This is a genomic window from Aeromicrobium sp. (genome assembly GCF_047606445.1).
Classification (GTDB): domain Bacteria; phylum Actinomycetota; class Actinomycetes; order Propionibacteriales; family Nocardioidaceae; genus Aeromicrobium.
Genome location: NZ_JASGEK010000058.1, coordinates 1 through 13,212 on the forward strand (window position 1 = coordinate 1; position 13,212 = coordinate 13,212).

General features: G+C 71.5%; 10 protein-coding genes and 1 pseudogene. 4 read left to right on the forward strand and 7 right to left on the reverse strand.

Annotated features, from left to right (window positions below):
* The 5 genes and pseudogenes from QM621_RS10695 to QM621_RS10715 all read right to left on the reverse strand — a co-directional run.
* Positions 1 to 211 (reverse strand): annotated as a pseudogene (locus QM621_RS10695) (hypothetical protein); the annotation flags it as partial.
* A 195-nt stretch (positions 212 to 406) separates the two neighbouring features.
* Complete coding sequence (locus tag QM621_RS10700; protein ID WP_414990366.1) at positions 407 to 1,381, reverse strand: DNA-formamidopyrimidine glycosylase family protein; 975 nt, start codon at positions 1,379 to 1,381, stop codon at positions 407 to 409.
* The gene (locus tag QM621_RS10705; RefSeq protein WP_414990367.1) at positions 1,374 to 2,267 is read right to left on the reverse strand and encodes an NgoMIV family type II restriction endonuclease; all 894 of its coding nucleotides are present in this window, start codon (positions 2,265 to 2,267) and stop codon (positions 1,374 to 1,376) included. Before QM621_RS10705 ends, QM621_RS10700 begins: the two co-directional genes overlap by 8 nt.
* Before the next feature lies 1 nt (position 2,268).
* Positions 2,269 to 3,225 carry a DNA cytosine methyltransferase gene (locus QM621_RS10710; protein ID WP_414990368.1) on the reverse strand — a complete coding sequence of 319 codons (957 nt, stop codon included), beginning with the start codon at positions 3,223 to 3,225 and terminating at the stop codon, positions 2,269 to 2,271.
* Between the two features lie 78 nt (positions 3,226 to 3,303).
* Positions 3,304 to 7,776 carry an ATP-dependent helicase gene (locus QM621_RS10715; protein WP_414990369.1) on the reverse strand — a complete coding sequence of 1,491 codons (4,473 nt, stop codon included), beginning with the start codon at positions 7,774 to 7,776 and terminating at the stop codon, positions 3,304 to 3,306.
* A gap of 60 nt (positions 7,777 to 7,836) precedes the next feature.
* Here QM621_RS10715 and QM621_RS10720 point away from each other — a divergent pair, with 60 nt between their 5' ends.
* Positions 7,837 to 8,847, forward strand: a complete 1,011-nt coding sequence (locus tag QM621_RS10720) for a DUF3048 domain-containing protein (protein WP_414990370.1) — start codon at positions 7,837 to 7,839, stop codon at positions 8,845 to 8,847.
* A gap of 6 nt (positions 8,848 to 8,853) precedes the next feature.
* Here the strand turns inward: QM621_RS10720 and QM621_RS10725 are convergent, their stop codons facing one another.
* Positions 8,854 to 9,522 carry a TetR/AcrR family transcriptional regulator gene (locus tag QM621_RS10725; protein WP_414990371.1) on the reverse strand — a complete coding sequence of 223 codons (669 nt, stop codon included), beginning with the start codon at positions 9,520 to 9,522 and terminating at the stop codon, positions 8,854 to 8,856.
* Positions 9,523 to 9,667: 145 nt separating this feature from the next.
* On the opposite strand from QM621_RS10725, the gene QM621_RS10730 reads away from it, so the two are divergent.
* Positions 9,668 to 10,174: a hypothetical protein gene (locus QM621_RS10730; RefSeq protein WP_414990372.1), complete on the forward strand. Its 507-nt coding sequence runs from the start codon at positions 9,668 to 9,670 to the stop codon at positions 10,172 to 10,174.
* Between the two features lie 83 nt (positions 10,175 to 10,257).
* Here QM621_RS10730 and QM621_RS10735 read toward each other — a convergent pair whose 3' ends face one another.
* A complete protein-coding gene (locus QM621_RS10735) occupies positions 10,258 to 11,031 on the reverse strand; it encodes a MerR family transcriptional regulator (RefSeq protein ID WP_414990373.1) in 774 nt (257 codons plus the stop codon).
* Between the two features lie 145 nt (positions 11,032 to 11,176).
* Between QM621_RS10735 and QM621_RS10740 the strand changes: the two genes are divergently transcribed.
* Both QM621_RS10740 and QM621_RS10745 read left to right on the forward strand, forming a co-directional pair.
* Positions 11,177 to 11,455 (forward strand): DUF3039 domain-containing protein, encoded by a 279-nt coding sequence (locus QM621_RS10740; RefSeq protein ID WP_414990374.1) that lies wholly within the window; start codon positions 11,177 to 11,179, stop codon positions 11,453 to 11,455.
* Positions 11,452 to 13,134 (forward strand): DEAD/DEAH box helicase, encoded by a 1,683-nt coding sequence (locus tag QM621_RS10745; protein ID WP_414990375.1) that lies wholly within the window; start codon positions 11,452 to 11,454, stop codon positions 13,132 to 13,134. The genes QM621_RS10740 and QM621_RS10745 overlap by 4 nt, the downstream gene beginning before the upstream one ends.
* The last annotated feature ends 78 nt before the right edge of the window (positions 13,135 to 13,212 follow it).

A 13,212-nucleotide genomic window follows, 5' to 3' on the forward strand; every position in this document is an offset into this window, starting at 1 on the left:
AGCCGGTCAGCTCGATCCCGAACCTCTCGATCAGGCCGTGGGAGGCGACGAAGTCCAACAGGTCCCGATAGCCGCTGGCGGTCGCCGGGAACGAGCCGGTCGTCAACAGGCGTCCGCTGGTGGTGAGTACCGCGACGACGTGGGTGTCGGCGTGGGTGTCGACCCCGGCGATGACGACCTCGGTCGCGGGAGTGACGGGTGTGATGGTCATGACGGGCGTGTCCCCTCTTTTCCTTTTCGTGACTCGAATCGCTCCATCGGCCGACACAGGCCGGGGCATGTCCGTTGAGGAGAAGAGGGGGCACAAGGTGGGCCAGGAGGTCGACACGACAGGGAGAACACCCCCCGTTCAGGGTTCAAGGTCCTATGAAGTCAGACCGTCTGGCCCGGCCCCCTGTCAAAGGGCTCACACCCCTGAACCGGCCGACCGATCCAGCGGCTCTTCCCCGGACCTGGACCCGGACCGGTCGACACCTCTCGATGAAGCAGTCCCCAAACCACAGGCACGCCAGCCTCTAAGCAAGTCAGACCCGCCAGAACCCAAGCCCCAGGAAGAACCCACCACCATCCTCCCTGCCTCGAAGGGAGCCTTGTCCGCACCTTCCGGTTGGCAGTGGGGGCACCAGAAGGCGCGGCGGCGTCGCACCGGGTCCTCGCCGAGCTCCTCGCGGCGGATCGTCGTGCCGCAGCGGCGGCAGGGGCGGTGCTCGCGGGCGAACACCCAGGTGGTCTCGCCCTTCTTGAGCGAGCCGGTGAAGCTGCGCTGTGGACGCGCCACCCCGGCCCGCAGCATGCGCTGGCCGCGCAGCACCACCCGCTCCAGATCGGCGACCTCGCCGACGGGCGTGTGCGGGCGGACTCCGGCCGCGAAGAGCAGTTCGGCGGTGTACTCGGTGCCGAAACCGGCCAGATTTCGCTGGTCGAGCAGCGCTGAGAAGACCGTGCGGTCGGGTTGGGAGCGCAGCCGTGCCAACGCCTCGGCGGTGTCCCAATCCGGGCCGAGCAGGTCGGGGCCGAGGTGGCCGACCACCCGGTCCTCGGCGTCGCGCGGCACGAGGTCGACCATGCCGAGCCAGAAGCCGACCGCCTGACGTTCGGCGGTCTCCAAGACGACCCGCGCCGAGTGCGCCGGACGCCGCCACCGCGTGTCGTGCGGGTGGACGTGCCAGACGCCCTCCATGCGCAGATGCGTGTGCAGCGTCCACGGGCCGACGCGGGTCAGCAGGTGCTTCCCTCGGCTGGCCGTCTCATCGACCACGAGCCCGGACAGGTCGGCGGTGGCGTGCTGCGGCACGCGTAGGTCGCTGAGCGTCAGCACGTGGCCGGACAGCTCCCGGTGCAGCTTCGCCGCCGTGCGGAACACGGTGTCGCCCTCAGGCACGGAACGCCCGCTTACACGGCCAGGTCGAGGGGAAGATCGCTGATGTCCTTGAGGCGAGACGACCTTCGATCATGGTGCTCAACATCTCGACGTTGTCATCGTTGCCGTGTTTGCCCATTGCGTCGACCAGCTCGGGAAGTGCGATGTGGTACACGCAGTCCACGTCGCCCGTTCCGAGCGCGAGGGAGGACAGCCGTGACGGGGTGGGTTCGGCGGTGACGACGACGATATGCGGCAGCCGACCCTTACGGTTGCGGATGAGGTTCAACGCCTCCGACCGGGCGTTCTGGGCTCGGTCGGAACGGAGTGTCCATTTGCAGGACACCACTGCGTGGAGGATGGGCCTGGGCGAGTTCTCCGCACGTATGACCGTCAGATGAGCGTGGTCATGGTCGACGAGACGTGCGTCGGCGTTGATGAGGGAGTCAGGCTCTGGAAAGCGACTGACTACGATGTCAGGGGAGATCGCGTAGGCATTGCCGAGTACTGACACAAGAGTCGGGTCGCGACGGATTGCTTCGGAGAGGGCCGCTAGATGTTGGTAAGGCTCATAGGCGGCGATCGCTGACCTTCGGCTGTTGCCGATTTTGTGAATCTCCCATTGACCGGGGCGCAGCATCTGGAAGGCCGGGAAAGTCGCCCGTAGGTACTCTGCGGTGGCTTCTTCGAACGAGCCGCCCAGTGTTTGGCCTGCGGCGCGTTCGGACTCGGTGTCGACGCGAAGCTCGGTGGCGATCTCGCGCCCGACGGAGGTGGACAGGGAGTTGCTGCCGTCGGAGATGGAAGCGACTCCTTTGGCGTTGACGGTGAGGGTGCCGCTGTGGACCAGGCCGGCGTGGAATGCCGACCGTGTCCGCAAGATCAGCGACTCGGGAGGGTTCGACATGTCAGTCCTCTTCAGCGTCGGCTTGCAGCAGAGCTGAGGAGATCGCTTGGCCCACAGCGGTGGCGACCGGGGGCGGGAAGGCGTTGCCGACCTGCCGGTAGGCCGCCGTCTTGCGACCTTGGAATTGCCAGTCGGGAGGGAATCCCTGGACTGCCGCAGCCATTGGCACGGTCAGTCGGAGTTGGTGGTCATGCGGTGTCTCAGGCCCGGGTGGCGCGTCAGCGAGTCCACGTCCGTCCACTCCTAACTCCGCCCATCGGGCGCGGGCGCGTGTCGGCCCGAGGTCGGCCCCCCCGTGTTTCTTGCTTCCGCCGACGAGAGCAGGGGCGATGCCGAGCGCGTGCTGAGACCAGGCGGCGGCGCCGGGCCACTCGGCCACATAAGGGAGCAACGTCTCGCCGACGGTGGTCTGTTCGTCCTGTGGGTTTGGCCAACGAAAGTGGAACGCCGCCTCGGGGCGCATCATGACGAGGATGGAACGTCGGCGGGCTTGCGGGACGCCGTAGTCAGCGGAATTGAGGAGCTCCCAGCCGCAGTGCTCGAAGCCGAGTTCTTTGAGTTCACGGACGATCTCGTCACGGTAATCGGCGAACTTCGAGCCAAGGAGGCCTCGGACGTTCTCGATCATCAGAGCTCGGGGCTGGAGAGCCTCGGCCAGGCGGACGATCTCGGGGAAGAGGTCGCGTTCATCGTCGCGCCCGAGCTGTTGTCCTGCGATGGAGAAGGGAGGACAAGGCACGCCTCCGGCGAGAAGGTCCACCCCGATCAGCTCAGGGGCCGGTTCCCAATCACGTAGGTCGCTCTCAATGACGTTCCAGGCAGGACGGTTGGCGCGCAACGTCTCGCACGCGGCCGGTTCCCACTCGACGCACGCGAGGTGGTCGAAACCCGCGGCTTCGAGGCCGAGGGCCTGACCGCCAGCGCCGGCGCACACTTCGACGGATGTGTAGTTCGGCATGGAGTCATCCTCTAGAGCACAAGAAAATTGGATGAGGACAGTCCACCACAGGTCGCTGACACATTCTGGCGCACTGCCTCATCGCAGCTGGACTCCCTTGGGATGCGGCTCGAAGCCTGCCGCGATCAGCGCTGTGCCGAAGGGGCTGCCGGTGACCGGGCGGCCGTCGACCTGTTCGACGCGCAGGCGGCCGAGCCGTCCGCTGCGGCCGGTGGAGGCGAGCGCCGTGGCCGCCGCGCGCAGCAGGTCGGCGTCGGCGGTGAAGGTGAGCACGCGCTTGCCGCCGCGCTCCAGATAGGCCACGAGCGAGCCGTCCGCGACGAGCACCAGCGCCCCGGCCCGCCGGGCCGGACGGTGGCTCGTCTCGTCGGCGGACGACGGGGGCCAGGGCAGGGTCGCGCCGAAGGGTTGCGCCGGGTCGGTCGCCGCGAGAGCCAGCGCCGGGCCGCTGACTCCCTCCTCAGCGTCACGGGCGTGCTGGCGCAGGACGTCGACCGTGGACGGGGCCGCGAACTGCGCCGCGCCGAGCCCGTCGACGAACATGCCGCGCAGCACCGTGCCCTGCTCCTGTGAGGCGCGCAGCACCCGGTAGACCCCGGCGAAACCGCCCGGAACCTGCTCGACGCCGAGCGCGCCCTTGGTGAGCACGCCGTGCCGCGCCACCAAGATCTCGGCCTGGGCGACGGCGCGGCGGGTGGGGTCGAGGTCGTCGTCGGGCAGCGCGAACCAACGGCCCGCCACGGCCGGAGGGGTGACCGGACGCAGCGGCCGCGCGCCGAGACGCCGGGGCCGAGCCGTGGGACGCGGCGCGCGCGCCGGACCCTTGACCCGGGCCCGCAATGGCGCGAAGGAGTCGTTGGAGACCCGCCCGGCCCACGCGAGCTCCCACAGCACGTCGGCCAGCCGCGCCTCCGGGTCCTCGACCATGCCGATGAGGTCGGTGAAGCGGAACGCCCCGCCGCGGCCCAGGACGTCGAGCACCGCCTCGTGCACGTCCGAGGACTCGACCTCGCCGACGCGGCGCAGACCGACGAGGTCGGCGGGGAGCAGGCTCACCCAGCCGTCGCTCGCGCCGAGCGTGCCCGCGCCCGTCCACACGACCTCGCCCTCGTCGAGCAGCGCGTCGAGTAGCGCGGGGGAGTAGTCGGCGACGCGGCCGGGCAGGACCAGCGACTCCCACGCGCTCGCGGGCAGCGTCAGTCCGGCCAACTGCTCCACCGTCTCCAGCAGGCCCGCCTCGCCGCGCCGGGTCTGCCCGAGGCCGTGCCAGGACGGTAGGAAACGCACGAGCGTGGCGGGGTCGACCGGCTCGACCTGACGGCGAGCGGCGGCCAGACTGCGCCGTCGCAGGCGGCGCAGCACCTCGGCGTCGACCCATTCGCTCGCGGCCTCGGGACGGAACTCGCCCTCGACGAGGCGACCCTCCTGCGCCAGCCGTCGCAACACGTCGAGCAGCGGCGCGACGCCCAGCCCCCAGCGACGGGCGAGGTCGGCGGCGGCGAACGGGCCGTGACAGCGCGCGTGCCGCGTCGCCAACTCCGACAGCGGGTCGCCGGCCGGTTCGAGATAGGCCTCGGGCAGGCCGGGCGGCAGCGCCACGCCGAGCCCGTCGCGCAGGCGCGCGGCGTCCTCGACGGCGGCCCACATCGGCGCGCCGCCGACCTGCACCTCCATCAGCCGCCGCGCCCCCGCCAGCTCGGCGAGCCAGCCTGCCGCGGCGTCGGGATCGACGCACCGCTCGGCCACCTCGGCCGCGGGCAGCGGGCCGACGCGCCGCACCAGGTCGGCCACCTGTTCGGCGTCCTTGGCCCGCCAGCCCTCGGCGAGGCGTTGCAGCTCGGCCTCGACCTCGGCCAGCACGTCGGCGTCGAGCAGATCGCGCAGCTCGGCGTGCCCCAGCAGCTCGGCCAGCAGGCCCGAGTCGAGCGACAGCGCCGCCGCCCGCCGTTCGGCTAACGGCGCGTCGCCCTCGTAGAGGAAGGCCGCGACATAGCCGAAGACGAGGTTCTGCGCGAAGGGCGAGGCCTGCTCGGTGGTGACCTCGACCAGCGCCACCGAACGGTCGGCGAGCCGTCGCATGAGCCCGGTCAGCGCGGGCAGGTCGTAGACGTCTTGCAGGCACTCGCGGGCCGTCTCCAACAGGATCGGGAAGTCGTCGTGCTGGCGGGCCACCTCCAACAGCTGCGCCGAGCGCTGCCGCTGCTGCCACAGCGGCGCGCGGGAACCCGGCGAGCGGCGCGGCAGCAGCAGCGCCCGCGCCGCGCACTCGCGGAAACGCGCCGCGAACAGCGCCGACCCGCCGACCTCCGCGGCGACGACGCGCTCCAGGTCGTCGGGGTCGAGGACGAACAGGTCGGCGACGGGCGGGGCGGCGTCGCCGTCGAGGTCGGGCAGCCGGGCCACGATGCCGTCGTCGGAGGCTACCACCGAGCCGTCGAAGTCGAAACGCTCGCGGATGCGCGCGGCCACCGCCAGCGCCCATGGCGCGTGGACCCGGCGGCCGTAGGGCGAGTGCAGCACGACGCGCCAGTCGCCGAGTTCGTCGCGGAAGGACTCGACCACGAGCGTCTGGTCGGTGGGCACGACGCCGGTGGCCGCCCGCTGCTCGGCGAGGAAGGCGGTGAGATTGCCGGCCGCGCGTCCGTCGAGCACGTCGCTGGCGGTCTCGGCGCTGTGTTGACGGACCGCCGCGCCGATGGCCTGGCCCAGCTCGGCCGAGCGGCCCACCGCGTCGCCGCGCCAGAACGGCAGCCGGGCGGGCAGGCCGGGCGCCGGGGTGACGACGACCCGGTCGTGGGTGATCTCCTGCACCCGCCAACTCGACGCGCCGAGCGCGATCACGTCGTGCAGCCGGGTCTCGTAGACCATCTCCTCGTCGAGCTCGCCCACCCGGCGCGGTGCTCCCGACACCGACTCGTCGTCGGCGGGAAGCACGACCGTGAACAGCCCCCGGTCGGGAATGGTTCCGCCGCTGGTGACCGCGAGCCGCTGCGCGCCCGGACGACCGGTGAGCGTGCCGGCGTCGCGGTCCCAGACGACGCGCGGGCGCAGCTCGGCGAAGTCCTCCGAGGGATAGCGGCCCGCCAGCAGGTCGAGCACCGACTCGTAGACCCGGCGCGGCAGGGTGGCGAACGGCGCGCTGCGACGGACGGTGGAAAACCACTCCTCGACGTCGAGCGGGTCGAGCGCGCAGGCCGCGACCGTCTGCTGGGCGAGCACGTCGAGCGGGTTGGCGGGCACGCGCAGCGCCTCGATGGCCCCGTCGACCATGCGCCCGGCGGTCACCGCCGCGCTCAGCAGATCGACCCGCGAGGTGGGGAAGACCACGCCGCGGGAGCGCGCGCCGACCTGATGGCCCGCCCGGCCCACTCGTTGCAACCCCGAGGCGACCGAAGGCGGCGCTCCGACCTGCACCACGAGGTCGACCGCGCCCATGTCGATGCCGAGCTCCAGGCTCGACGTCGCCACGACGCACGGCAGCCGCCCGGACTTCAGGTCGTCCTCGATGAGCGCTCGCTGCTCCTTGCTGACCGACCCGTGGTGCGCCCGCGCGATGACCTCGACGTCACCGTGCGCGACGCCCTTCGACGTGCCGCTGCCGCCGAGGATCTGCGCGGGCGCGCGTGTGTCGGCCTCCGGCGGTCGGTTCTCGCCCCGCCGCGCCGCCCACGCCTCGTTCAGCCGCGACGTGAGCCGCTCGGCGAGCCCGCGCGAGTTCGCGAAGACGATGGTGGAGCGGTGCGCCAGCACGAGGTCGAGCACCTGCTGCTCGACGTGCGGCCAGATGCTGCCCGCCGGGCCGTCCTCGGAGGCCGCCGGGATGTCGCCGAGGTCGTCGACCGGCACCCGCACGTCGAGGTCGAGCAGACGCGGCGCGGGCGGGTCGGCGACGGTGACGGGACGGCCGCCGCCGCCGAGGAAACGGGCGACCTCGTCGGTGGGGCGGACGGTGGCGCTGAGGCCGATGCGCCGCGCCGGACGGTCGGTCAGCGCGTCGAGCCGTTCGAGGCTGAGCGCCAGATGCGCGCCTCGCTTGGTGCCGGCGACCGCGTGGATCTCGTCGACGATGACCGTGCGGACCGTGCGCAGCGTCTCGCGCGCGGCCGAGGTGAGCAGGAGGAACAGCGACTCGGGCGTGGTGATGAGGATGTCGGGCGGATGGCTGGACAGTCGCCGCCGTTCCTCGGGCGGGGTGTCGCCCGACCGCACGCCGACCGACACGTTCCGCAGCGACCGGCCGTCGCGGGCGGCGGCGTGCCCCACGCCGACCAGCGGCGAGCGCAGATTGCGCTCGACGTCGACCGCGAGCGCCTTGATCGGCGAGATGTAGAGCACCGAGACGCCGCCCGCGTCCTCCTCGGCGTGCAGCAGGCCGTCGAGCGCCGACAGGAAGGCCGCGAGCGTCTTGCCCGACCCGGTGGGCGCGACGACGAGCAGGTGCTGGTCCTCGGGCGCGGTCCAGGCCGCCGCCTGCGCGGGGGTCGGCGCGCCCAGGCTCTCGGTCAGCCACGCGCGCGCGGCGGGGGAGAGGCGGGCGAGCGGATCGGACACGGGCTCATCGTCTCAGCGCCCACTGACACATCCGCGTCGCCGTGCGGCATGCTGAACCGCATGAAGAGGAAGTCGCGTTGGATCGCTCTCGCTCTCGCCGCCGTCATGGTCGTGACCATCGTCGTGCTGATGGCGCGCGAGCTCGCGAAGAAGGACGAGGAGGCCAAGGACGACAACACCTCCGTCGTCCCGGTCTCCCCGCTGACCGGCGTGAGGTTCGAGAAGGGTCCGCCGGACAACCCGGTGTTCGTGGTCAAGGTCGAGAACACCGCCGACGGCGCGCCGCAGTACGGCCTGTCCGACGCGGAGCTGGTCGTCGAGGAGATGGTCGAGGGCGGCGTCACGCGGCTGGCGGCCTTCTACCACTCGAGCCTGCCCGAGAAGGTCGGCCATGTGCGCTCGCTGCGCGGCACGGACGCCAGTGTCGTGGCGTCGGTGGACGGACAACTGGTGGCCTCCGGCGGGGCGGACGAGACGATCACCGTGCTGGAGAGGGCGGGGGTCGACTACTTCTCCGAGGACGACGGCGCGCCGGGCTTCAGCGACGACGACGCGAAGGAACGGCCGTTCAATCGGCTCGTCGACCTCTCCGCGCTCGCCGAGGAGGCGGGGAAGTCGGACATCCCCGGCCCGTACTTCGCCTTCTCCCCGGCCGGGCAGGAGATCGCCCCGGCGGCGGGAGCCCGTCCGGTCACCGAGGCGAGCGTCACCTTCTCGCCGAGCCACACCACGCGTCTGGTCTACGCCGACGGCCGATGGACGCGGGTCGACGACCTCGCCGCCGAGGGGGAGGCCTTCGCGGCCGAGAACCTCGTGGTGGTCTACGCGCCTGTGGTCGACGCCGGCTACACCGACAGCGAGGGAAATCCGGTGCCGGAGACCCAGTTCGTCGGCTCGGGCCAGGGCGTCGTGGTGATCGGCGGCCAGGCCGTCGAGGTCACCTGGACCAAGGACGTCGCGTCGAGCACGGTGTTCTTCGCCGACGCCGACGGCGCGTCGGTCACGCTCCCTGCCGGCAAGACCTGGGTGGAGCTGGTCCCGGACGGCACCGGCTCGGCCGAGCTGCGCTGAGCCGGCTCAGTCGCCCTCGTCGGCCTTGGCGACCTCGGCGACGGCGGTGCCGAGGTGGCGCAGCGCCGACATGATGAGGTTGATCGACTGCTCCACCTGCTCGCTGGCGAGGTCGGGGTCGCTGGAGTCGGCGACGAACTCCGCCGAGGAGCGGATCGCCCCGTGGAACACGGCGGCCAGCGCCTCGGGGTCCATGTCCTCCACGCCCATCTCGGCGAGCAGCTGGGAGACGTTGTCGCTGATCAGGCCGTGTGAGGTGCGTCGCTCCGCCTCGTTGAAGGCCTCCTGGCCGAGGGCCACCGGGGCCTCCTGCATGCAGACGCGGCGGAACTCCGGATCGCGGCTGACGTCGAGGTAGGCGCGCAGTCCGGCGCGGGCTTTGTCCCAGGGGTCCTTCTCGGCGTCCTGGGCGTTGCGGATGCGCTCGATCGCGACGTCTTGGAGCTCGGTGAAGACCGTGTCGAAGAGGGCGAGTTTGCTCCGGAAATGGTGGTAGAACGCGCCTTTGGTGACGCGGGAGGCGGCGACGATCTCGTCGAGCGAGGTCCCGGCGTAGCCGTGGTCGGCGAAGAGCCGTCGCGCGCTCTGCACGAGGGCCTTCTTGGTCCCCGAGGAGTAGCCGCGCCCGGTCGCCTTGCTGCGGGCCGCGCGGAGCACCTTCGCCGGATGCGTCATGGGTCACACTCTAACCGGGGGATGGTCCGGTGGGGCGAATCACACTGCCGTGAGTGGCCTGACCTGCGTAAATGCGCCATACTCGAAGTACGTACTCCGAGTACGTACCGACAGTACGTCGGTTCCCGACGAAAGGACCGCGACCATGACCTGGGATGCTTACCGCCGTCGCAAGACAGTTGTTCAAGAGATCTTGACGGTTGCCGACGCCGATACCGACGCCACGCTCGACTCCGTGCTGCGTGCCGTGCCCGAGGCCCGTGAGGTCTACCCCGACACCACCCTGCTGCTGCTCGACATCCAGCTGCGCTGGGCGAGCGAGCTCAACACCCGTCTCGACAACCTGGCCGGCGACGGGGCCGACACGCCGCAGATCGGCGTGATCGACGCCTGGGTCGACGCCGCCGCCGCCCTGCCGGGCGCGCGACGTCTGCTCGACGAGGCCCGCGATCTGCCGGAGATGGCCAAGGCCATCGCCAAGGAGGACGAGATCCTCGCCCGTGCGGCCGGCGTGCCGGCGTTATCGCCGGACCTGGTCGAGCAGGGTCACGAGATCGCCGAGTCCGCCCGCGAGCGGTCGGTGCTGCCGGAGATCCACCCGGCGCCCGCGCCGACGCTCTTGCAGCGTCTGCGGTACGTGATGGCGGCCTGAGGCCCCTCTGAACCAACGACCCCCGCAGCTCGCCTCCCCTCCCATCGGAGCTGAGCCGCGGGGGTCGTTGTCACGCCCGGGGATCAGTCCTTCCCGGCGGCGTCCTCGGCGACCTGCAACTGCTCGATGACCGACGACAACTCGTCGTCGATGGCCTCGCCCAGCTGCTCGCGGAGCACCGCGACGGTCACCTGCCCGGCGATCGGCAGCAGGCTCTGGATCATGCCGAGCACCTGCTGCCACTCGTCCTCGGGCAGGCCCTTCTCCAAGAACGGGTCGATGGCCTCGCGCGCGACCGCCGCCACGAAAGAGTCGGCGATCGTCCGCAGCTGGCGGCGCATCAGCGGATAGAAGGAGATCACCGTCGACGGATCGAGGCCCAACTGCACGACCGTCGCGCCGGTGCGCACGATCTGCGGCTGCAACAGCTCGACGGTGTCCTCGTCGAGCCAGCGGACGAGGTTCAGTGAGGCGAGGTCGTCGATGAGCTGCGCGTCGCGGGGCACCCCGGCCAGCGCCGCGAGCGCGTCGCGGGTCATGATCTCCGGCTCCACGTCGTGTGGCTCGTCGAGCAGGTGCAGCAGGTCGAGGGCGTGTCCGGCGACTGCGGGACGGGCGTCGCGGATGCTCGACTCGATGGCCGCGAGCGTGAAGCCCCGGTCGAGCATCTCGCGCACCAGTTGCAACCGCTGCACGTGCTCGCGGCCGTAGTAGCCGGTGCGCCCCTCCAGGCGGGGCAGGGGCAGGATGCCGCGCCCGGCGTACGCGCGGACGTTGCGCACGGTCATGCCGACATGCGCCGCCAGCTCGTCGATGGTGAACTCGCGCTCGGCGTCCTCGGATGCGTTGTCGGGCATGCGGGCATCATAGGCGTACGGGCACGTGGCGAGGCCGATTTCTCGTCGCCACCCCGGCGCCCGCGGTTCTGGGCGACGCTGCCGGCCGATCCCGCGCTGGACTGATGCCGTTGGCTCCGGGCCGCGGGGCGCGTAGACTGCCGGGGTGGGATTTTTCGGACGTGGCACGCAGACGGTCCTCGACGAGCGCACGCAGCAGCGCCTCGAGGAGGGCGATCACGAGCGTTTCAGCCATTACGTGCCCAAGGACGTGCTCACCGAGGCGATGGTCATGGGCACGCCGGTCGTCGCCCTGTGCGGCAAGGTCTGGGTGCCCAGCCGCGACCCGCAGCGTTTCCCGGTCTGCCCGGAGTGCAAGGAGATCTGGGAGTCCATGAGCGACGGCGAGGGCGACGGCTCCTCCGGCCCGTCGGGCGCTGAGTGAGCGGCACGCGTCTACGGGCCTGGCAGCGGGCGGCGTTCGAGGAGTACCGGCGGCGGCAGCCGCGCGACTTCATGGCGGTCGCCACGCCGGGCGCCGGCAAGACCACCTTCGCGCTGAAACTCGCCGCCGACCTGCTCAAGCGCGGGGTCGTCGAGCGGATCGTCGTCGTCGCGCCGACCGAGCACCTGAAGGTCCAGTGGGCGCAGGCCGCCTCGGGCGTCGGCATCGCGCTCGACCCGACGGTCGGCAGCAACGGCGCGCTCGGTCAGGGGTTCCGCGGCTTCGCGGTCACCTACGCCGGGCTCGCGGTCAACCCGACGGCCTTCCGGGTGCGGATCGAGCAGCGTCGCACGATGGTGATCCTCGACGAGGTGCATCACGCGGGCGACTCCTTCACCTGGGGCGACGCGGTCCGTGAGGCCTGCGACCCGGCGGTGCGGCGGCTGTGCCTGACCGGCACGCCCTTCCGTTCCGACGACAGTCCCATCCCGTTCGTCGAGTACGCGATGGCCGACGACGGCACGCAGGTGAGCGTCGCCGACCACTCCTACGGCTACGGCCAGGCGTTGCGCGACGGGGTCGTGCGGCCGGTGCTGTTCATGGCGTACTCCGGCGACCTGCACTGGCGCACCCGCGCCGGCGACGAGATCCAGGCGCGGCTCGGCGAGCCGATGACCAAGGACGCCACCGCCCAGGCGTTGCGCACCGCGCTCGACCCCGAGGGGTCGTGGATCCCCGAGGTGCTGGCCGCCGCGCACCGGCGTCTGGTGGAGGTGCGCCGCGACGTGCCCGACGCGGGCGGCCTCGTCATCGCCTCGGACCAGAACTCCGCGCGCGCCTACGCCCGGACCCTCGCCGACATCACCGGCGTGACGCCCGTGGTCGTGCTGTCCGACGAGGACGGGTCCAGCCAGAAGATCGCCGAGTTCTCGGCGGGCATCGAGCCGTGGATGGTCGCGGTGCGCATGGTCAGCGAGGGCGTCGACATCCCGCGTCTGTCGGTCGGCGTCTACGCCACCACCACCTCGACGCCGCTGTTCTTCGCGCAGGCGGTGGGCCGTTTCGTGCGGACCCGGCGGCGCGGCGAGACGGCGACGATCTTCCTGCCGAGTGTGCCGCGCCTGTTGGAGTTGGCCAGCGACTTGGAGCAGCAGCGCGACCACGTCATCGGGCGGCCGGTCGAAGACGAGGACGACCTGTTCGCCGCCGAGGCCGAGCTGTTGGCCCGCGCCCAGCAGTCCGAGGGCGCGTCGGCGGAGTTGGAGAACCAGTACAAGGCGCTCGGCAGCCAGGCGTCCTTCGACAAGGTCCTGTACGACGGCGGCGAGTTCGAGTACGAGGACGTCGCGGCCGACGGCGAGGAGCTGGACCTGCTCGGCATCCCGGGTCTGTTGGAGCCCGATCAGGTGGCCGAGGTGCTCAAGCAGAGCCGCCGGAGCAAGGCCGCGAAGAAGGAGCCGACCCCGCGTGAGGAGGCGGTGCTGCACGAGCGGCGCAGCGAGCTGCGGCGTGAGTTGAACGGCCTGGTCGCCGCCTGGCACCACCGCACGAACGAGCCGCACGCGGTGATCCACACCAAGCTGCGCGAGTCCACCGGCGGCCCGCCCGCCGCCTCGGCCTCCGTCGAGGTCTTGCAGCAGCGGGTCGATCTGATCCGCCGCTGGGCCGTCCGGGCCTAGCCGCCTCCGGCGGCTGGCGTCGGGACTTCTGGGATTCTCGTGCTGTTCTGTCCGCCGGCTTGATCGGCGGAGATCGCG